Genomic DNA, 21179 nt, shown 5'->3' on the forward strand with positions numbered 1-21179 from the left:
ATATGGAGCCTTCTTCCCTCGCTTTCATCGGCCTTGGCGTCATGGGTTATCCCATGGCCGGCCATCTTCATCGCGCCGGCCATAAGGTGCGGGTCTATAACCGCACCGCCGCCAAGGCCGAGAAATTCGTGGCCGAGTTCCCCGGCGCCGAAGGATTCTCGACTCCAGCCGAAACTGCGAACGGCGCGGAATTCGTCTTTTCCTGCGTCGGCAATGACGACGATCTGCGCGCGGTGACGATCGGCGATGGCGGCGCCTTCGCCGGCATGTCGGCGGGGGCGATCTTCGTCGACCATACGACGGCTTCGGCGGAGGTTGCGCGGGAACTCCACGCCGCGGCGGCCGAGCGCGGGTTCGGCTTCATCGACGCGCCCATTTCCGGCGGGCAGGCCGGAGCCGAAAAGGGCGCGCTGACCGTCATGTGCGGCGGCGATCCGTCGAGCTTCGCTAAGGCGGAGCCGGCGATCGCCTGCTACGCGCGGGCGTGCCGGCTGATGGGGCCGCCGGGCGCGGGGCAGCTCACCAAGATGGTCAACCAGATCGCCATCGCCGGCCTCGTCCAGAGCCTGGCGGAGGCGCTGCATTTCGCCGGCGCCGCCGGCCTCGACGCAGAGAACGTCGTCGATCTTCTCAAGAACGGCGCGGCGCAATCGTGGCAGATGGAAAATCGCACGAAAACAATGCTCGCCGGCGAGTTCGACTTCGGCTTCGCCGTCGAATGGATGCGCAAGGACCTTGCGATTTGCCTCGCCGAGGCGCGGCGCAACGGCGCGCGGCTGCCGGTCGCGGCCCTGGTCGACCAATTCTACGCCGAGGTCGAGAAGATGGGCGGGCGGCGCTGGGACACGTCGAGCCTTATCGCCCGACTGGAGCGATAGGGCGGATTTATGGCTAAATCTTAAAATTTCGTAAATTTCGCGACTGCGGCGGAACCATTAGCGGGGCCGCTGCGTTTCTCCCCGGCAAAAGAGGAAGCGTCCAGGTTCGCATCGTTCGAGTAGCGATCTGGGGAAATTCCCGATGACCCTGTGGGAGCCCTAAATGGCCGTTTCGCGCGAAAGCCCTTTCGCAAGCCGCACGTCGCGGATTGTTCTCGGATTCACAGTCGCCATCTGCGCGGTTGCTGCTGTCGCAGCCGCGCCTTCAGCGTCTGATCCGAAGATTCAATCCACCGCCACTGGCGTCCAAGCCGCCGTGAGCCTTAGCGACGTCGGCATGCGTCCGCTTGCGCGCGGGCCGGCAATCCGAGTGGGGCGCGCCTACGGCGTGGAGGATGAAGATTGCACGCTCGTCATCACGCCGAAAGCTGACGAGCGGGGTCGCGTCCGTTACATGCGTAGCGTCTCCTGCGCCAATTGACGCCGAGAGTCGCGCACCCGGATTAGGCCAAGGGGCTGGCCTTGGGCGAGGATCGTTCGGAAACGGACGTCTTCGCCTTTTTCTTTTTCCGGTCGAATGATCCGCTCGCCCCTTGCAGGCCGAACAGGATGACGAGCGTTTCAGGCGGGTTCCGTCGCATGGCCAGCCAATTCGAGAAGGCGCGGCGCCCCGACCGGCTCGTCCCTTAGCAGCGGCACGACGGCGTAGCGGCGCGCGTGGGTTGTCGCGACCTTTTCCATTTCCGCCAGCTCGTTCTCGGCGCGCTTGCGTAAGAGGGGCGAGCGTGGGCGCGCCGCCGCGACGCTGTTATTGATGACCCACGCCCATGGCTCGATGCCGGCGCGCCGCAAATCCGCTTGCAGATTGGCCGCTTCGAGGACGGGCGTCGTTTCCGCGAGCGTCACGAGCAAAACCTTGGTTCTGCGCGCGTCCTGTAGCTGCATCATCGGCGTCATGTAATGCGCGCCCTTGGCGTCCAGCATACGGGCGACTTCGCGGTGATAGGCTCCTGTCGCGTCGAGGAGCAGCAGCGTGTGGCCGGTCGGCGCGGTGTCCATGACGACGAACTTCTCGCCCGCTTCCCGGATGACGCGCGAGAACGCCTGAAAGACGGCGATTTCTTCCGTGCAAGGAGAGCGCAAATCCTCTTCGAGCAAGGCGCGCCCCTGCGCGTCGAGCTTTGCGCCCTTCGTCCTCAGCACCTCTTGCCGGTAGCGTTCGGTTTCGGCGTGCGGGTCGATGCGGCTCACGGTCAGATTGGAGAGCGAACCATGCAGCGTTTCGGCGAGATGCGCGGCAGGGTCGGAAGTGGTGAGATGGACGGGCAGTCCGCGATGCGCCAGCTCGACGGCGACCGCCGCCGCAAGCGTCGTCTTGCCGACGCCGCCCTTGCCCATCAGCATGACGAGGCCATGACCCTCGGCGGCGATGCCGTCCACCAGTTCCGAAAGGCTGGGTGCGTGCAGTTCAACCGGTTCGCCGACCGCCGTTTCGATGTGCGATGGCGTCGCAACGAGGAGCTGGCGTAACGCATCGAGTCCGACGAGATTGAACGGCTTCAAAGGCACATAGTCGCAGGGCAAGCCGCGCAGCGCATCGGGCGTCGCCGCCAAAGCGGCCTGCTCGCGCGCGTAAAGGGCTGCCGCGAGCGCATCGAGCGCCGCCTCTTCCTTTGGCAGCAGACCATTCACAACGAGGAATTGCTGATGCAGGCCTATCGCCGCCAACTCCTCATGCGTGCGCGCGGCTTCGCGCAGCGCGGAGTTTTGCGCACGGGCGACGAGGATCAGGCGGGTGCGCTGACCGTCGGCCAAAGCGGCGACCGCGGCGCTGTATTGGGCGCGCTGCTTTTCCAATCCGGCAAGCGGACCAAGGCAAGAGGCGTCGCCTTTCCCCGCCTCAAGGAAGCCGCTCCACGCGACGGGGAGCTGCAGCAGGCGGATGGTGTGGCCGGTCGGCGCCGTGTCGAAGACGACATGGTCGTATGCCGATGTAATGGCTGTGTCCGTCAACAGCGCGGTGAATTCGTCGAAGGCGGCGATTTCCGTCGTGCAGGCTCCGGAAAGCTGCTCTTCAATGCCCTTCACCACGGCTTCCGGCAACTTGCCGCGCACGGGGCCGACGATGCGATCGCGATAGGCCTGGGCGGCGGCCTGCGGGTCGATTTCCAGCGCGAACAGGTTCGGCACGGCGCCAATCGCCGTGATTTTATCGCCGATGTCGACCCCGAACACCTGCCCGACATTCGAGGCCGGATCGGTGCTGACGAGCAGCACGCGGCGTCCGGCTTCCGCGAGCTCTATCGCCGTCGCGCAGGCAATCGAGGTTTTCCCAACGCCGCCTTTGCCCGTGAAGAAAAGGAAGCGCGGAGCCTGTTCAAGAAATTTCATTTCGGCCTTTCAGCAGCAGGACGAGCCGCTACAACATGCGCCTGGTTTCGCGTCCTCGACCTCTTTGAGGCCCGCCCAGCGCGCAAGTTCCGCGCGGTTCGGATAGCGTCCGGCGAGCGCGATTTCGCCGTCAATGAGGATCAGCGGCAGAGCTTCCTGCCCCGAGCGTTCGAGGAAGCCCTTAACGCTCGCATTTTCAGCAAAGGCCATGGGTTGCTGCGCGAGATTGAAGCGCTCGATGTGCGCGCCGTTCTGCTTCGCCCAATCAACGTCGGCGGCAAAGGTCACGAGCGCCTGATCGGTCTCGACGCCGCAGACGCCGGTGCTGCAACACAGGGCGGGATCAAAAACTTGAATGGTCGTCATTTTCGTCCTTTCAGGATTGAGGTTGGGTAGCCCTGCCGATGACGACTTCGCCATCTTCCTTGGTGAATTCGCCAATGTCGGGATTGGGGAGGATATCGAGCACGGTTTCCGAGGGACGGCACAGCCGTGCGCCCTTCGGCGTCACGACGATTGGACGGTTGATGAGGATCGGATGTTCGAGCATGAAGCCGATCAATTCTTCTTCCGTCCACTTTGGATCGCCAAGGCCGAGCGCGTCATAGGGCGCGCCTTTCTGGCGAAGCAGTTCGCGCGCTGAAACGCCCATGGCTTTGAGCAGCTCGACAAGTCGCTCGCGCGTTGGCGGGTCTTTCAGATATTCGATGACGATCGGCTCTTCGCCGCTTTGGCGGATCATCGCCAGCGTGTTGCGCGACGTGCCGCAGGCGGGGTTGTGATAAATGGCGATGGTCATCGCTCAGGCGTCCGTTTTGTGGCCATGGCTTGCGCCTTCGAGTTCGCCGATTTCACGCAAACGATCCCTGAGCGCCAATTTATCGAGTCGCTTGATAGGCGTTGCGAGCAGGTAAGAAATCCGGAGCCTGAGATAGCGAAATGCGTCACTGAACGCCTTTACTTTTTCGATCTCTGTTCCCTCAACGGCCGCCGGATCCTCGACGCCCCAATGGGCGGTCATTGGCTGACCGGGCCAGATCGGACAGGCTTCGCCCGCAGCGTTGTCACAAACGGTGAAAACGAAATCCATTTTCGGCGCGTCGGGTCCGGCGAATTCCTCCCAGTTCTTCGAGCGGAATCCTTCTGTCGGATAGCCATATTCTTCGAGCGTTTTGATCGCGTAAGGATTGACGACGCCTTTGGGATGGCTGCCTGCCGAGAACGCATTGAAACGGCCAGCGCCATCCCGGCGGAGGATGCTTTCACCGATGATCGAGCGCGCCGTGTTGCCGGTGCAGAGAAAGAGGACGTTGTAGATATGGTCAGTCATTGGCTGTCTCCCGCTCCAGAACAACAGGCGGCTTCAATCACAGGCGCTGGTTTGGCGCCGCAGCAGGCGGAGGACTCCCCCTTAGCGGCGCTCGCGCGGAATCCCGCAAGCGCTACGTCGCCGCCGTAAATCGTGCTTTCGCCGGTCGTCAGGAAGGACTCCCATAAAAGCCCTTGCGGGTCGGACGTCCATGCTTTCTCCGACTTGGCGTAACAGCAGGTTGTCGCGCCCTCTTCCAGCACAGGCCGTTCGGCCTGTTGCAGGCGCTCATAGACTTCTTTCAGCTCTACGGGCGTCTCGACCTCGATTCCGAGATGATCGACGCCAGCCTGTCCGCCGCGCGATGATATCGCGAAGTTCACACGCGGATCATCCAGCATCCATTTCGCGTAATCGGGTTTAGCGACGGCCGGCTCCGACCCGAAAAGCGCGCTGTAAAACCGGATGGACCCCGTAAGGTCATCAACGGACACGTGCACGTGCAGACGTTTCATGGCTTCCCTTTGGCTGGCAGGTTGAAGGAGCGGCGGCTTCGCATGAGGCGGTTGCGCCCTGGCAGCAATTCTCGGTCATGTAGGCGAGCAACGCGTTCATGACCGGATAAGCCGCCGAGTAGATCAGCGACCGGCTTTCCCGCCGAAAGGTGATGAGGTCCGCGTGCTTGAGCTGGCTCAGGTGGAAAGACAGCGTCGCCGGCGGGAGCGCGAGCCGCTCGCCGATTTGCCCCGCGGCAAGTCCCTTAGGTCCGGCTTGCATGAGCAGCCGAAAAATATCGAGCCGAGTTTCGTGACCGAGCGCGACAAGCGCGGCGATGGCGTCATGCTTTTCCATATTTCCAATATGATGGAAATATTCGCCCAGTCAAGCCTGTCCTTCATTCATTCCTGTCGTCCGACTTTGACGGCGGAAAGGATATGGCGGCCAGCAGGAGCAGATTGCGCTCGGCGACGCCGAGCAGCCGCCTGACATGCCGGCAAGCCGAGCTGTTGCCTGCGATAATCGAATTCTTCAAAATCGCGCCATGTCAGCTTTCCATTTGTTTGGAGTCAAATATGACCTTCTCGGTTTGGTTAGCCTTCGCCGCCGCGTCTGTCGTCATGGGGTTGATGCCGGGACCGGGCGTCGCCGCGATCGTCGGTTACGCGCTCGGCTCGGGCCGCAGGACTGCGTTGGCCTCCGTCGCTGGCATGACGGTAGGTAATGCGATTGCGATGACGTTATCGCTTGTCGGCGTTGGCGCGCTACTCGCCGCCTCGGCGCTAGCGTTCTCGGTACTAAAGTGGGTTGGCGCGTTATATCTGATTGTGCTCGGACTCTACACGTTCTTCAAAACCAGCCGTGCCACATCAGCAGAACTAAAGATCGACGCAATCTCTCCACGCACCGCATTTCTCGGGAACGTCGCCGTCGGCGTCTTTCACCCCAAGACCATCATCTTTTACGTATCTTTTGTGCCCCAGTTCATCGATGCGAACGGTAGTTATCCGTTGCAGGCAGCGGTGCTCACGGTGACATTCTGCTTAATCGTGGCCGCCACAGACGCAGGCTACGCGCTGGCGGCTTCCGCAGCACGATCCTTGCTCTCCCGCTCTGATGTTGCGGTCTGGACGAAGCGCGCCAGTGGTGGCGTTCTTGTCGCCGCAGGAGTGGCGACGGCGGCGGCCAAGACGTGAGAACATAAGCAGCAGCCACGGCTCGTCGCAATTCTTGAGCCTTCCGCCTCGAGCGGCGTCGCCTCGCCGCGCTGCCGAAGCAGAATGAATAGCCGCCGATCGCCGAAGCGCTTGCGCTCGTTGGCCAACACCATGCGCGCTCATAGGTCCGTCCTTCGAATGGCCGAACTCGCATCCCCCGTGGAGGAACTTTGCAGCGGCAGGTCACAGCAACAACACGTCCGAGCCAGCGCATTCTTATAATTAACTGCAACTTGACGGCGCGCGCCTGGAAGGCGAGGCGGCGATCGAGTAAAACGACGCCCAGTTCGATCTTAGCAGACTCGGAAGCAGGATACGGCCAATGGCCCTCGACACTCGCAGCGCTTGGAAAGGCTTAATCGCGGTCGCTATCGCCGCCGCGTCGCTATTCGCCGCGACGATGTTCCTTTTCAGGGCGGAAAGCGCACCGATCAAGGTCGGCATCCTGCATTCGCGCTCGGGGCCGATGGCGATCAGTGAAAATTCAATGGTCGACGCGGAGCTGCTCGCGATTGAGGAGATCAACGCCAAGGGCGGCTTACTGGGACGCAAGATTCAGCCGATCATCGCCGACGGCAAATCCGATTGGCCGACCTTCGCGAAAGAGGCCGAGCGCCTGATCACACAGGAAAACGTATCCGTGATCTTCGGATGCTGGACCTCCGCAAGCCGTAGAACGGTCGCGCCCATTATCGAAAAATATGGTCAGCTATTAGTCTATCCTATGGCCTATGAGGGAATCGAACAGTCTCCCAACATTATCTACACTGGTGCGGCGCCCAATCAGCAGGTCATTCCGGCGATCAAATGGAGCCTCGATCACATTGGCAAAAGATTCTATTTGATCGGCTCAGATTATGTTTGGCCGCACAGCATCAACGAAATTATGAAGGACACGATCCGCGCGCTTGGCGCGGAGCTTGTGGGCGAAGACTATATTTTCTTCGGAAGCGCCAACGTCTCTCGGGCGGTCCAAAAAATCAAGCTGGCGCAGCCGGACGTTATTATCAGTTCGGTCGTGGGCGATTCCAACAAGGCGTTCTATCAGGCGCTGACCGACGCTGGGCTTTCCGCTGACAGAGTGCCGGTTGTCTCCGTCAGCATCGGCGAGGAGGAGCTTCGCAGCCTACCGATTGCGAGCCTCCAAGGCCATTACAGCGCCTGGAGCTATTTCGAGGCGATCAAGAAGCCGGCGAACGAACGGTTCATTCGCGCCTTTCGAGAAAGATATGGCGCCAACCGTGTGACGGGCGACGTTATTGCGACCTCATACTTCAGCGTCATCTTATGGGCGAAGGCGGTCGAGGAGGCGCAGTCCTTCGACGTTCAGAGGGTCAAACGCACCATGCTGACCGAGACCCTCGATGCGCCCGAAGGTCTGGTGTCGGTTGATCCTTACACGCAGCATACGTGGCGGTCTTTCTCTGTTGGTAAAATTCGAACTGATGGTCGGATCGAGCTTGTCTGGACGATCGATCGTCCGATCCGTCCCGTGCCCTATCCGCCGACTCGCACGAAAGCCGAGTGGGAGGAATTTCTGACCGCCTTGTACAACAGATGGGGCGGCAGATGGGCGAATCCGACAGAGGCGGACTGATCCATGAAGCTTCCCAGGCTCGATTTCCTCCGGCGCTCCATCGGCGCCAAGATCATCTTCTGGTTCCTTGCGATCAATATCGTCTCCTGCGGTCTCCTCGCTTGGCGAACCTATGATATTTCGCGAGAGTCTCTCGAGCAGGCGATTCAGACGTCGTTGCAGGTTGTCGCCAAGAAGAAAGTGGAGCAGCTGGAGACTCTGACGCTTGAAAAAATCCGAAGCGTCGAATCTCTGATGCACAGCGCCTCAATTGGCGAGGCCACCCGGGAATTTTCCGAAGCCATAAGGACGAGCGGGAGAGACTCGGACTCCTATCGCCAAGCGGTCGCGAAACACGGACCGACTCTCAAGCGTCTTTCCGATACGTTCAACTATGTCAACGGCGCGATTGTCTCGCCCGAAGGCTTCACGCTTTTCGAGCAATCGGACACTGCCCTTTTCAACCCAAATTCGCTCGGCGGACCGCTCAAGGGAACGGAGCTTTCGGACACGATTAATCGGGCGCGCACATTGCTGCAGGCCGAGATTTCCGCGTTTCAGATCTATCCGGGGCTGAAAGAGCCTGCCGCCTTTATTGCGGGGCCTGTTCTGGAAAACGGCGTCGTGATCGGCGTCGTCGTCTTCCAGCTCGATAACCAGGAGCTTTACAGCCTCATCAATGACTATACAGGTCTCGGCGAGACGGGAGAGGTGCTGGTCGCCGCCCGCTTGGATCAGGGCCAAATGGTCGTGGTCAACCCGCTGCGGCACGACGCTTCCAAGGCGTTCAGCATCAGGACGCCCCTCGATGGTGGCGCTTTTCCCGCGCTCGCCAAGGCGCTCGCCGGCGTCCACGGCTCGGGTCTTTTCGATGACATCGAGAACAGGCCCGTTGTCGCCTCGTGGACGTACGTTCCCTCGTTTCGTTGGGGCATGGTCGTACAGCAGAGCACGAAGGAGGCCTTCGCGCTGACCAGTGCGCAAAAGGAGGCGACGCTCTGGCTGCTGTTCTTCATGATTCCACCGATTATCGCTTTGGCCATGGGCGTCGCGCGCACGATCACCAAGCCCATCAAGACCGCTGTCGGCGTCGCCGAGAAGGTCGCCGCGGGGGATCTCGACGCAAATTTCGAGATTGGCAGCCGTGACGAAACGGGTCTCCTGCTGAGAGCGATCCGCTCCATGACCGTGGAGCTGCGCGGACTTTACGATTCCATGGAGGACAAGATCCGGGCGCGCACGCGCGAACTTCAGCTCGCGAACGAGGAATTGTCCGTCGCGCGCGTGGCGGCAGAGGAAGCCAGCAAGACAAAAAGCGCCTTTCTTGCAAACATGAGCCATGAGCTGCGCACACCGCTCAACGCCATCATCGGCTATAGCGAAATGCTTCAGGAGAACGCGCTTGACGACGGCGATCTAGAGCCTATCGAGGACCTGAAGAGGATCGAGAGCGCGGGCCGGCACCTGCTTGGCCTGATCAACGATATTCTCGATCTTTCCAAAATCGAAGCCGGAAAGATGGAGGTCTTCATCGAGAGGGTGGAGATCAGGCCTCTCGTGAATGAGGTCCTTTCGATCGTTCAGCCCCTCGCCGACAAGAACGGCAATGCGCTTGAGCTCTGCTGCCCGGACGACATGGGCGCCTTTCTGTCCGACGAGACGAAGGTCAAGCAGTGCCTGCTCAATCTCATGAGCAACGCAAACAAGTTCACGAGCCACGGAAAAGTCGCTCTGACCGTCGAGCGGGACGCCGACGCTTCCGTGGTTTTCCGCGTGTCGGACACGGGGCTCGGCATGACGCAGGAGCAGCTTGCCCGCCTGTTCCAGGCCTTCACGCAAGCGGACGCCTCGACCACGAAGCGCTTCGGAGGGACGGGGCTGGGGCTCGCGATCACCAAGCATTTTTGCGCGGCGCTCGGCGGCGATATCTCCGTTGGGAGCGCGCTGGGCGCAGGCTCGACCTTCACGATCAGGCTTCCGGACCGGCAGGAGCCCCTCGCGACGAAAAAACCGGCCGAGCCGACTTCGTCCCGGTCTCTCCCGACGATACTGGTCGTCGACGACGACGCGACGGCGCGCGACCTGCTCACACGAACTTTGGAGAGCAAGGGCTATCACGTCATCGCCGCCCGCAATGGGCTGGAAGCGCTGGCCCTGGCGAGACAGCATAGGCCGAATGCGATCACGCTGGATGTGATGATGCCCCAGCTCGACGGCTGGAGCGTGCTCAGGCAGCTCAAGGAGGATGACGAGCTGCGGAACATCCCCGTCATCATGGTGACGATTCTCAACGAGCGCGCTCTGGCGATTCCGCTCGGGGCGGCGGAGCTTTTGACAAAGCCCATTGATCGTCAGCGCCTGACCGCCCTGATGACGCTTTATTGCGGGGCCTCGAGCGAAACTAAGGTGCTCATCCTCGAGGACGACTCCGCGACGCGCGAGCTTCTTTGCCGCTGCGTTTCGGGCGCCGGCTACACGGCCGAAGCCGTCATCAACGGGCAGGATGGGCTCGACTGGATCGCTGAAAATCCGGCGCCGGATCTGATCCTTCTCGACCTGATGATGCCAAATCTCGATGGCTTCGGTTTCTTGAGAGAATTGCGTAAGCAGCGCGCCTATGACCATTTGCCGGTCATCATCGTCACGGCGAAAGATCTCAGCGAAGAGGATATTTGCAAGCTGAAAGAATTCGGAGCTGACATCATCACGAAGGACCATGACTATCTTGAGGAGCTGGTGACGATTATGCGTCAGTGCCTTAATCCCAGCGCGACGGACGCCGTCCAAGCGCATTGACATTGGAGACAGGGTCGGTGGTGAAGATTTTGCTTGTCGAAGATAATGAGATGAACCGGGATATGCTGTCGCGGCGCCTCAGGCGAAATGGCTATGAAGTCGTGATCGCCATAGATGGCCAGCAGGGCGTCGACATGGCCGCCGCCGAATCGCCCGATCTCATCCTGATGGACATGAGCCTGCCGGTCATCGATGGCTGGGAGGCGGCCCGCCGGGTCAGAGAAAACGAAGCGACGCGCAAGATTCCGGTCATCGCCCTCACCGCCCATGCGATGGCAGGGGACCGGGAGAAGGCGATCGAAGCGGGCTGCGACGACTATGACACGAAACCTGTCGAGATCACGCGTCTTCTGGGCAAGATCACGGCGCTGATTGAATCTGGCGCTTAGCATCATCTGATCAATTGTCGTCTCGAAGCCCCCGTCTCCAGCGATGCGCGGCCGCGTTCCGGTAGCCGTCGTCGTAGAGCGAACTCCGGCGACCTACTGGTTGAAACATTTATGAGGAACACGGTTCACGCATCTTGGACGGCGGGCGTTGGCGCATTCCGGCTTTCTGGGAAAATAAGATGATGTCGCATGGCTTTCAGCCGTCAGCCGACAGGAGCGATCGCGCGCTGCTTGCTTATGTGCAGCAGGAGCTGAGCGCGCCTGCCGATGCGATTGCGGGCTATGCCGAAATTTTGCTGGACGAGGCCGAAAGGAACGGTCACGGGGAATTTCGTGACGACCTCGAGAAAATCCACGCCGCGAGCCGTTCGCTGATTGAGTTCATCGCATCACTCGTAAGTCGCTCCCGCGCGCCGGCGCGAGGGCCAAGCGAAGATTCCGAGGACTATCGTCGCCTCTTGCGGCACGATCTGCGCACGCCCATCAACGCCATAAAGGGATATGGCGAGATGCTGCGCGAAGACGCAGCGGGCATTGACGACGCGCAGGCGCTGGTCTCGGACCTTACTCGACTTTTAGAGGAAGCGTCGCGCCTGCTTGAGCGTATCGACGGCCTGGTCAGTTTTTCACTCCCCGAAACCGAGGCGTCGACGGACGCCGAAGTCGGCTCGGGACCTGTCTCCGCCATGGTCGCTCATCGCTTCGTCGCCTCTGTTCAGCCGATCTCAGAAGCCGAAGCTGACAGTCTCGCCGTACAGCCGAGCCGCATCCTCGTGGTCGACGACAACGCGTCTAATCGCGAACTCCTGAAGCGCCGACTGGAACGACAGGGCCACTCTGTCGCGCTGGCTGAAAATGGGTCTTGCTCGCTGGAAATGTTGCGGCAGGCGCCCTTTGATCTCATCTTGCTCGATCTGCTGATGCCGGATATCAGCGGCTTCGATGTTCTTTCGATCCTCAAGTCTGATCCTGACTTGAGAGACATTCCAGTCATCGTGATATCGGCCTTGAACGAAATCGACTCCATCGTCAGATGCATCGAAGCGGGCGCCGATGATTATCTCGCGAAACCTTTCGATCCGGTGCTTCTTCGCGCGCGCATCGGATCGTCACTGGAGAAAAAGCATCTACGGGATCGAGAGCGCGAGGCGCTCGAAGCGTTGTGCATCGAAAAAGAGCGCTCCGAGCAGCTTCTCCTCAATATTCTTCCGGCGCCGATTGTCGCGCGCCTGAAGAGCGGCGAAACGGTCATCGCGGATCATGTCAACGACGTCACGATTCTGTTTGCGGATTTCGTCGGCTTCACCGAGCTCTCCTCCAGGCTGCCGGCTCCTGAACTTGTTGGCGTATTGGGACGCGTTTTCTCGGCGTTTGACGGGCTCGCGCTCAATTTTGGCGTCGAGAAGATCAAGACGATTGGCGACGCGTACATGGTCGCTTGCGGGCTCTTCGGCAATCGGGACGATCACGCGCACGCCGTCGCGGACATGGCGTTGGCGATGGCTGAAACCCTGGAAACTCTCAACGATACATTGCCTGCGCCGCTCGAGATCAGGATGGGCATGAACTCCGGCGACGTCGTCGCGGGCGTGATCGGCGCGCACAAATTCATTTACGATATCTGGGGCGACGCGGTGAACATCGCGAGCCGGCTGGAGTCGAACAGCCTGCCAGGCCGCATCCAGGTTTCACGATCGACCTATGAGCATCTGTGCAGGGACTTCATTTTGACGCCGCGTGACAGCCTCGAAATCAAGGGCAAGGGCGCCATGGAAGCCTTTTTTCTGACCGGGAGAAGGCAGGACGCAGCTTCCCGGTAAATAGGTTCCGCGCCAAATGACGACTATCACTTTGACGTAGTAACGCCGCTATGTTGTATTGCCCGCATAAGGAGCAGTCGACATGGCCGCCGATCTTTCCAACCCCATCTTTCATGACGAACCCGCCGCTCGCGAGTGGTTGGAGGCGCGGGTTTGGCCGAACGGCCCGGTTTGTCCGCATTGCAAGGAAGAGAACCGCGCCACGCTGATGCAAGGCAAGACGACCCGCGCCGGCCTCTATCAGTGCAACGCTTGCCGCCAGCCATTCACGGTCACAGTCGGGACGCTCTATGAGCGCTCGAAAGTGCCGCTGCATACTTGGCTTGCCGTCACGTTCCTTATGATGTCGTCGCAGAAGGGCATGTCCGCCCTTCAAATCAGCCGCATGATCGGCCGCCCGTATAAGACGGTCTGGTTTCTCTGCCATCGCATTCGCGAGAGCGTCCGCGATAACGCCGCTACGCCGTTCGGCGGCCCGAACTCGCCAGTTGAAGCGGACGAAGCCTTCGTCGGGGGGAAGGCGAAGAACCGCGCCTTCAAAGAGCCTGCGCCCAAGAAGGCGCTTCTCTCGCTGATTGATCGCGACACGACATTGCGAAGCGATGGGTAAATCGGAAACGGATGCGTTGCCTAAATGCGTAAGCCAGAGGCAGACGCGCCCGACAGCCAGCTTGGCGTTGCGCAACATGCTACGGGAACTGGAAATAGAGCCTCACGCCTTCGTCTTTCCCTTATGGACGCGCCCCTTGCTCGCGGAGCGCGCTTTTTTGCTGACGGATGGCGGTGGCGCAATCTTGTGTTTGGGTCCGCCCTTGACAGCCGCGTCTACGGCGCGCTCGAACCGAGACCATGCAGATTCATCTGCCGCATCTCGGCCAAGTGATTTGGTGGTCCTTGTCATGACCGGCAATCCCGATAAGCAGCCAACGGCGCCGCCGTCAGATATCGCTCATGCAATTGGCGCGATGATGGTAACCGCCAGCGCTGTCGAGCAACAAGTCGCCTTTCAAATTCCGCGCTTCATAAGTCCCCTAAACATGGGTTCAGTTCAGGTTTGGCCGGGGTAGCTTGAATGAGTTTAGATAAAAACTTAATATGATCATCATACCATCAGCACAAATCGGTGAATAAACAAAATTATATATTTGTGAGTGCTGCGAAAAAAAAATGCATACTACATATATCAATTCCGACATAATACAGCATATCCCGTATTTCACCGGGTTACAAAATATTGACGATCTTGCTTCCAGAGTTCAACGCAGACTAATCGGCCGGAGTTCCAGGACAACCCTTGTGGTGACCGCAAACAAATCAACGACACAGCCTGTAAGTTGTTCGTTTTGTCGAATGGGTTTGAGCAACGCCTTGCTAATCTCGGGTCGCCATACATAGCGCTGAAATGAAGCGACGCATCGACCGACTTGACGCTCCGAAGGGGGCAATCGTCCCAAATCGCTCGCTCCTCGCCCCAAGCCAAAAATCCTGACGCATTTACCCATCTCTGAATCACTAAGCGCTGGCCGGTCGGCTGCAGTCGGCCATTGCATATACTATGTCAAAGTGATAATTGCCCAAAATTTAGCAAGGGTCTGTGTTTATTACTGTCTTAACATTCGTCGGGCAGTTCGCGTAGGAATCTAAGTAAATACATGTTGACTTGTGCTGTGGTATCGAATAGCGAATATGCTGCAGTGCAACCTGCCCAACATATTTATGTTCGAAGCAGCCTATTATCAGTTCAATCGGAGAAGCAAGGATGCCCCATGACACAAATTGTTACAATTACGTGTCAACCGCATTTCGCTCAAGGACATCTGCTGACGACCTAAGTATTTGATGTACCTAACAAAGAATAATATTTTGGTTTGAGATAGCGCCTCGCTTGTGCGTTGAGTAACGCATGATCCCCCAACAATATATATTCAGCAAGAGTCATGCCATGGACGAACGCAATCTGAATCTTCAGGCATCTGGATTTCGCGGCGACGAGGTCGGAGAGTTGGAGCCGATCGCGATCATCGGAGTGGGGTGCCGCTTCCCTGGAGGAGCCGATAGCCCGGACGCCTATTGGAACCTCCTTGTCTCCGGCCGCCCCGCTATTCGCGACGTTCCGGAAGACCGCTGGAGCATGGATCGATTCTTCAACGACAACCCCGATAAGCCGAACAAGATCTACACCCGCAAAGGCGGCTTTCTCGACGAGGCGGTCCATCGTTTTGACGCTGCGTTCTTCAATATATCGCCGCGGGAGGCGGTCCATATAGACCCGCAGCAGCGACTGCTCATGGAGGTGGCCTGGGAATCTCTGGAGGACGCTGGCGTCGTCCCGGAAACGCTCGCGGGCTCCGAAACAGGCGTCTATATTGGCGGCTTCACGCTCGACAGCATGCTCGATCAGCTGAGCCCGCATAATCGGGAGAATATCAGCATCCATTCGGGCACCGGCGCGCTGATGACGCTGCTGTCGAATCGGCTTTCCTATTTTTTCGACTTCCGCGGCCCAAGCCTTTCCGTTGACACGGCCTGCTCCTCGTCACTCGTGGCCGTGCATCTCGCCTGCCAGGATATCTGGCGTGGCCACGTTTCCATGGCGCTGGCGGGCGGCGTCAACGTCATGTTGCGGCCCGAGTATCCGATGATCATGGGCAAGGGCCACTTCTTGGCGCCCGACGGCTATTGCAAGAGTTTCGACGAACGCGCCAATGGCTATGCGCGCGGCGAAGGCGCCGGGGTGGTCCTGCTTAAGCCCTATGCCGCCGCCGTGCGAGACGGCGATCATGTCTACGCGACGATACGCGGCACGGGCGTCAACCAGGACGGGCGCACCGACGGCATCACAATGCCAAGCGCCGCGGCGCAGGAGGCGCTGATTCGGCGTGTCTACGCGCAAAGCGGCGTGCCATTTAGCGATGTGCGCTACGTCGAGGCGCATGGCACGGGGACGCCGGTGGGCGACCCCATCGAAGCCGGCGTTCTTGGACGCACCATTGGCGCCGGACGCGACGCTGACGATGCCTGCCTGATCGGTTCGGCGAAATCGACGATCGGTCATCTCGAAGCGGCGGCGGGCGTCGCCGGTCTCATCAAGGCGGCGCTCTGTCTCGACCGAGGGGCTGTGCCTCCGCAAGCCAATCTGCAAAATCCCAACCCGAAGATTCCCTTCCGGGAACTCGGCATTCGCTTGCCGACAAGCCTCGAGCCGTTTTCGCAAGGCGATGAGGACGTCTATTGCGGTGTCAATTCTTTCGGCTTTGGCGGCACCAATGCGCATGTGGTCCTTCAGCGCGCGGAGAAGCCGCCGTTGGAGGAGAAAAAGGATGGATCGGCGGGAGAGCAGATCCTCACCCTTTCTGGCCGCGATCCCAAAGTTCTGACCGCTCTCGCCCGCTCCTACGCGCAGATGCTCTCGCGCGGCAGACGTGCGGCGCTTGAGGACATTTGCCATTCGGCGCGAATTCGACGCTCGGCTCACGAATGCCGACTGAGCGTCGTCGCCGCTTCGGCCGCCGAAATGGCGACGGAGCTCGAGCAGTTCGCCGCACATGGCTACAGCGACCACGTCATTCAGGGCAAGGCGGCTCGGCGAGCCGAATCGCGACCGGTTTTCGTGTTTACCGGCATGGGGCCCCAGTGGTGGGGCATGGGCCGGCAATTGCTCGAGAATGAACCGGTCTTCCGCAAGGCGGCGGAGGAGATCGACGCGATCTTCCGCCCGCTTGCCGGCTTCTCCATTCTCGAGGAGATGCGCGAGGACAAAAGCCGCTCACGGGTCAAAGAGACGCGTATCGCGCAACCCGCAAATTTCGTCGTGCAGGTCGCCTTGGCCGAACTTCTCCGTTCCTGGGGCGTCTATCCGTCGGCGGTGGTCGGACACAGCGTCGGCGAGGTGAGCGCCGCCTACGTCTCGGGGGCGCTCAGCCTCGAGGACGCGGTCGCCGTCTCTTATCACCGCAGCCGACTTCAGCAGCTGGCCGCCGGCAAGGGGCGCATGCTGGCGACCGGTCTCAACAGAGAGCAGGCCGAGCGCATTCTGGAGTCCTATCCGGATACAGTTTCGGTCGCCGCGATCAATAGCGTTTCAACGGTCACGCTGGCTGGCGACGGCGAAGCGCTGGCCTCAATCGCCGAGCAGCTCGCAAAGGACGAGATATTCAATCGATTCCTCGATGTCGAGGTCGCCTATCACAGCCCCCAGATGGAGGCCCTGAAGCCGGAGCTGCGGGAGTCCTTGCGCGGGCTTCGCCCGCAAACGCCCCATACGACGCTCTATTCCACCGTGACCGGTCGGCGCGTCGAAGGGCCCGACTTGGATGCGGAATATTGGTGCGCCAATATGCGGGAGCCTGTGCTGTTCGCCGACGCGATGGTCGCCATGGTCGCCGACGGATTGAGCGGCTTTCTCGAGGTCGGCCCGCATCCCGTGCTCTCGACATCAATCAAGGAAGTTCTGCGCGCCAGCGAAGCGGGCGGCGTTTCGATCGCCACCTTGCGCCGTGAGCATCCTGAGCGCGCGACGGTGCTCGCCGCCCTCGGCGCGCTCTATGTGAACGGCTATGACGTGAACTGGCGCGCGCTTTTTCCCGCCGGCGCGCGCTTCGTGAAGCTGCCTTTGTATCCCTGGCAGCGGGAATATTATTGGAACGAGACGAGCGCAGGCGCGCTCGACCGACTTGGCCGCACGGAGCACCCCCTGTTGGGAAGTCGGGTGTCGTCGCCCACGCCGAGCTGGGAGCATGACCTCGGTAGGCCATCGATCTCCTATCTGGCCGATCATATCATCGAGGGAGCGATCGTCTTTCCGGCCGCCGGCTATATTGAGCAGGGTCTGGCGATGGCGTCGCTGCTTGACGGCGGACAGGCCAGTTACACGCTCGAAGATCTGTCATTCCTTAGACCGCTCGTCTTCCCGACGCTCAAAGATCCGATTGTTCGGGCGACCTTCGATCGGAGCGCGAGGGAATTCCATATCTACGGCCAGACGGACGACGAGACCGACTCTTGGACGCTGCACGCGATGGGCCGGGTGCTCGCCTTGCCGCCGCCTCGCACCGGAGCCGAGTCGTTGGCGGAGGTGAAGGAGAGAATACGGGAGTCGGTCGACGTCGGCGAACTTTATGATCGGTTGGCTGCGTACGGGCTGGCCTATGGCCCGCATTTCCGCACTGTTCGCAATCTGATGCGGAACGGCGCGGAGATACTGGCGGAGTTGGAGGTCATTCAAGGGCCGTCTGAGGAGCTTGAGGCCTATCGGCTTCATCCCGCCCTCCTTGACGGCGCCATTCAAACGCTTGTAGGCGCGATCGGCCAGAGCAAGCTTCAAGAATCGACCTATCTGCCGGCTGGGGTGGGTCGAGTGGTTTTTCACGCTGGAAGCGGCGCTCCGCTTTGGGCGCACGGACGCGTGATCGATCAGTCCACGGACGGGTTCGAAGGCGACCTCATTCTCTATCGCGCGGATGGCAGCATCGCGGCGGAAGTCCGCGGCATCAGATGCAAGGCGCTCCACACGAAGAAACTCACGCCAGAGGAGCGGCTTGAAAGCCGATCCTACGGGCTCGCATGGGAGGTCAAGCCGCTCAGCGAAACCGATCAACAGGCTGGAGATTGCCTGCTCTTCACCGCAGATCCGGACTCTTGCAAGGAACTCGCGGCCGCGCTTGAAGAGAACGGAGCCAAAGTCCGGACCTTGGACGCGCAGTCGCTTACAGACGTCATCGCCGCGGGCAAGCTTATCGACGAAAGCCCGCGGCTTCGCGCCATCGTCTTTATGGGACAATCGAAGGCGAGCGCGGACGATGCCGTGAGCGATCTTGGCGAAGCCAAGCGCCTCCTCCGCCTTGCGCAAGCGCTCGAAGGCCGGGACGCGGGCGACGATTCCCCCAGACTCTTCGTCGTGACGTCGCTCGCGCAGCCCTTGCCAGGTTCACAGACGGTGAATATGGCGCACGCCGCGCTGATCGGTCTGGCGCGCACCATCGCCGGCGAAAATCCCAATTTGAAATGCACTGCCGTCGACGTCGATCCCCTCGATGAAAATCGCGGTCTCCTCGCTCGGCAAATCCTCAGCGACGATCCTGAAACCGAGGTCGCGTTGCGGGGTGATGTGCGGCGCGTGCAGCGGCTTGTTCCGGCGGCCGCTCTCCGCCAGGAGGAGGAGGAGCCCGAGACACGCACCGTCTCCGCCACCTCCGTACAGGCCTTCCGCCTGTCACGCGGGACCGAGAACCGCCTCGAGAGCCTGCGCTTCGAGGAGGCTCCTCGGCCGGCTCCCGCCGCAGGCGAAATCGAAATCGAAATCAAGGCCGCGGCGCTCAACTTCAAGGACGTGCTGAAGGTCCTGGGCATGTTGCCCGCCAAGGCTCTGGAAGGCTCCTATCACGGCGCCGAACTGGGCATGGAGGCGGCGGGCGTCGTCACCGCCGTCGGCGAAGGGGTGACGGCCTATAAGGTCGGCGACGAGTTGATGGGCTCCTTCAAAGGCTCCTTCAGCTCGCATGTGCGCGTTCCCGTCGATCGCCTGCTCGCCATGCGCAAGCCTTCGTCCTTGACGTTTGAAGAGGCCGCCAGCGTTCCCGTCATCTTCATGACGGCCTATTACGCCTTGCATGACATCGCACGGCTGAAGGCTGGCGAAACCGTGCTCATTCACGCCGCCGCCGGCGGCGTGGGGCTCGCGGCGATCCAGGTCGCGAAATCGGTTGGCGCACGGATCTTCGTCACGTCGGGAAGCGAGGCGAAACGCGACTATCTGCGCACGCTCGGCGTGGAGCAGGTCTTCGACTCGCGCAGCCTCGAATTCGCCGACGGCGTCCTGAAATCGACTGGCGGCCGGGGCGTCGACGTCGTCCTCAACTCCATCGCGGGAGACACGTTGATCAAAAGCTTGGAGGTGACGGCCCCCTTCGGACGCTTCGTGGAGATCGGCAAGCGCGACATCGTCGAGAACGCGCGCCTGCCGCTGCTGCCCTTCAACAAGAATCTCCTGTTTGCAGCGATTGATCTCGATCGACTCATGGCCGAGCAGCCGAGTGCGATTCGAGAACTTCTCGCCCAGATCTGGGACCGGTTCGAGCGCGGCGATCTTCGCCCCACGCCTGTGACCGTCTTCCCGCTGCACGAGGCCGCGGACGCATTCCGGTTCATGGCGCAATCAAAGCAGACGGGTAAAATCGTCCTGTCGTTCGCCGACCCGGCGCGCGTCGAAGTCGTGCCGGCGGAAGTCGAGAAAAAGTTGATTCAGCCGAAAGCCACCTACATGGTGACCGGCGGCTTCAGTGGCTTCGGCCTGAACGCCGCGCGTTGGTTGGCGCAGCAAGGGGCGGAGAATCTGGTCCTCGTAAGCCGCAGCGGCGCCGCCTCCAGCGAGGCGCGACGCGCGGTGACGGCGCTCGAAGCGCAAGGCGTCAACGTCATGAGCGTCGCCGCCGACGTCAGCGTCGAAGCCGACGTGACGGCGATGATGGCGCGGATCGACCTCGAGCTTCCGCCGCTACGCGGCGTGGTGCATTCGGCGGCCGTGTTGGATGACACCGTGCTTTCTGGACTCACCGACGAACGGTTCGACGCGGTCTATCGCCCCAAGGCGGTCGGCGCCTGGAACCTGCACCATGTGACCCGGAACGCGCCGTTGGACTTCTTCCTATGTTTTTCGTCGATTTCGGCGCTCATCGGCAATCCTGGGCAAGGAAACTATGTCGCGGCCAACGTCTTCCTCGACATGCTCGCGCACTACCGGCAGACGCTCGGCCTTCCCGGTCAAAGCGTCAATTGGGGCGCGATTGGCGACGTCGGAATGCTGACGCGCGACAAGACGGTTGCGCAGCACCTCGCGCGGGCGGGCATTCAGCCAATTTCCTCCACGGAAGCGCTCGAGGATATGGAAACGCCTCTCCTGCAGGGAACGGCGCAATTCGCCTACGTCGATGTCGACTGGGCCAAGTGGGCGTCCACCCATCCGGCGAGTTCGGCTCCTCGCTTCGCGCCTCTTGTCAGTGAGGCCCGCGACGAGTCCGACAGCGTCATCGACCGGGTGCGCGCAGAACTGGCGCAGATCGAGCCGGAACAGCGCGGCGAGCATATTGTCGGCATTGTTCGTCGCGTCGTCGGGGAGACTCTTCGCATTCCCTGCGAACGCATCGACATAGACGCTCAATTGTCGGACATGGGCATTGACTCGTTGATGGCCGTGGAATTGCAGGTCGCTGTCAAGGCGACGCTGGGCGTCGAAGTTTCTCTCATGGAGCTCATGAAGGGACGAACGGTCGCGTCGCTCGGTCGAGATTTGCTCAAGCGTTTAAGCTGA

The 21179-nt window shown here is 60.8% G+C and carries 14 protein-coding genes and 1 pseudogene; 9 read left to right on the plus strand and 6 right to left on the minus strand.

The annotated features are described in order from the left end of the window. The first annotated feature begins 2 nt into the window (after positions 1 to 2). Both IYW40_RS04215 and IYW40_RS04220 read left to right on the plus strand, forming a co-directional pair. Positions 3 to 878 carry an NAD(P)-dependent oxidoreductase gene (locus IYW40_RS04215; protein ID WP_196399504.1) on the plus strand — a complete coding sequence of 292 codons (876 nt, stop codon included), beginning with the start codon at positions 3 to 5 and terminating at the stop codon, positions 876 to 878. Between the two features lie 163 nt (positions 879 to 1041). Further along, positions 1042 to 1359, plus strand: coding sequence for a hypothetical protein (locus IYW40_RS04220; RefSeq protein WP_196399505.1), 318 nt, complete (start codon positions 1042 to 1044; stop codon positions 1357 to 1359). A gap of 140 nt (positions 1360 to 1499) precedes the next feature. Here the strand turns inward: IYW40_RS04220 and arsA are convergent, their stop codons facing one another. Genes arsA through IYW40_RS04250 form a run of 6 tightly spaced genes read right to left on the minus strand, consistent with a single transcriptional unit; the run spans position 1500 to position 5430 of the window. Continuing rightward, positions 1500 to 3269, minus strand: a complete 1770-nt coding sequence (arsA, locus tag IYW40_RS04225; protein ID WP_196399506.1) for an arsenical pump-driving ATPase — start codon at positions 3267 to 3269, stop codon at positions 1500 to 1502. 9 nt (positions 3270 to 3278) lie between these two features. Further along, complete coding sequence (gene arsD, locus IYW40_RS04230; RefSeq protein WP_196399507.1) at positions 3279 to 3635, minus strand: arsenite efflux transporter metallochaperone ArsD; 357 nt, start codon at positions 3633 to 3635, stop codon at positions 3279 to 3281. Between the two features lie 10 nt (positions 3636 to 3645). Further along, on the minus strand, positions 3646 to 4068 hold the full coding sequence (gene arsC / locus IYW40_RS04235; protein ID WP_196399508.1) for an arsenate reductase (glutaredoxin): 423 nt from the start codon (positions 4066 to 4068) through the stop codon (positions 3646 to 3648). Positions 4069 to 4071: 3 nt separating this feature from the next. Next, positions 4072 to 4599 carry an arsenate reductase ArsC gene (locus IYW40_RS04240; RefSeq protein ID WP_196399509.1) on the minus strand — a complete coding sequence of 176 codons (528 nt, stop codon included), beginning with the start codon at positions 4597 to 4599 and terminating at the stop codon, positions 4072 to 4074. Further along, positions 4596 to 5093 carry an ArsI/CadI family heavy metal resistance metalloenzyme gene (locus tag IYW40_RS04245; RefSeq protein WP_196399510.1) on the minus strand — a complete coding sequence of 166 codons (498 nt, stop codon included), beginning with the start codon at positions 5091 to 5093 and terminating at the stop codon, positions 4596 to 4598. The genes IYW40_RS04240 and IYW40_RS04245 overlap by 4 nt, the downstream gene beginning before the upstream one ends. Next, complete coding sequence (locus IYW40_RS04250; protein ID WP_196399511.1) at positions 5062 to 5430, minus strand: metalloregulator ArsR/SmtB family transcription factor; 369 nt, start codon at positions 5428 to 5430, stop codon at positions 5062 to 5064. The genes IYW40_RS04245 and IYW40_RS04250 overlap by 32 nt, the downstream gene beginning before the upstream one ends. 221 nt (positions 5431 to 5651) lie before the next feature. Here IYW40_RS04250 and IYW40_RS04255 point away from each other — a divergent pair, with 221 nt between their 5' ends. The 7 genes and pseudogenes from IYW40_RS04255 to IYW40_RS04285 all read left to right on the plus strand — a co-directional run bounded on the left by IYW40_RS04255 (position 5652) and on the right by IYW40_RS04285 (position 21179). Further along, positions 5652 to 6272 (plus strand): LysE family translocator, encoded by a 621-nt coding sequence (locus IYW40_RS04255; protein WP_196399512.1) that lies wholly within the window; start codon positions 5652 to 5654, stop codon positions 6270 to 6272. A 343-nt stretch (positions 6273 to 6615) separates the two neighbouring features. Then, positions 6616 to 7890 (plus strand): urea ABC transporter substrate-binding protein, encoded by a 1275-nt coding sequence (locus IYW40_RS04260; RefSeq protein WP_196399513.1) that lies wholly within the window; start codon positions 6616 to 6618, stop codon positions 7888 to 7890. 3 nt (positions 7891 to 7893) lie between these two features. Next, positions 7894 to 10665, plus strand: coding sequence for a response regulator (locus IYW40_RS04265; RefSeq protein ID WP_196399514.1), 2772 nt, complete (start codon positions 7894 to 7896; stop codon positions 10663 to 10665). 17 nt (positions 10666 to 10682) lie between these two features. Continuing rightward, positions 10683 to 11054, plus strand: coding sequence for a response regulator (locus IYW40_RS04270; protein WP_029650740.1), 372 nt, complete (start codon positions 10683 to 10685; stop codon positions 11052 to 11054). Positions 11055 to 11233: 179 nt separating this feature from the next. Then, complete coding sequence (locus IYW40_RS04275) at positions 11234 to 12874, plus strand: adenylate/guanylate cyclase domain-containing protein (RefSeq protein ID WP_196399515.1); 1641 nt, start codon at positions 11234 to 11236, stop codon at positions 12872 to 12874. Between the two features lie 82 nt (positions 12875 to 12956). Next, positions 12957 to 13322, plus strand: a pseudogene (locus IYW40_RS04280) (IS1595 family transposase); the annotation flags it as partial. Between the two features lie 1494 nt (positions 13323 to 14816). Further along, complete coding sequence (locus IYW40_RS04285; protein WP_196399517.1) at positions 14817 to 21179, plus strand: type I polyketide synthase; 6363 nt, start codon at positions 14817 to 14819, stop codon at positions 21177 to 21179.

This window comes from Methylocystis sp. H4A (genome assembly GCF_015709545.1).
In the GTDB taxonomy this organism is placed as follows: domain Bacteria; phylum Pseudomonadota; class Alphaproteobacteria; order Rhizobiales; family Beijerinckiaceae; genus Methylocystis; species Methylocystis silviterrae.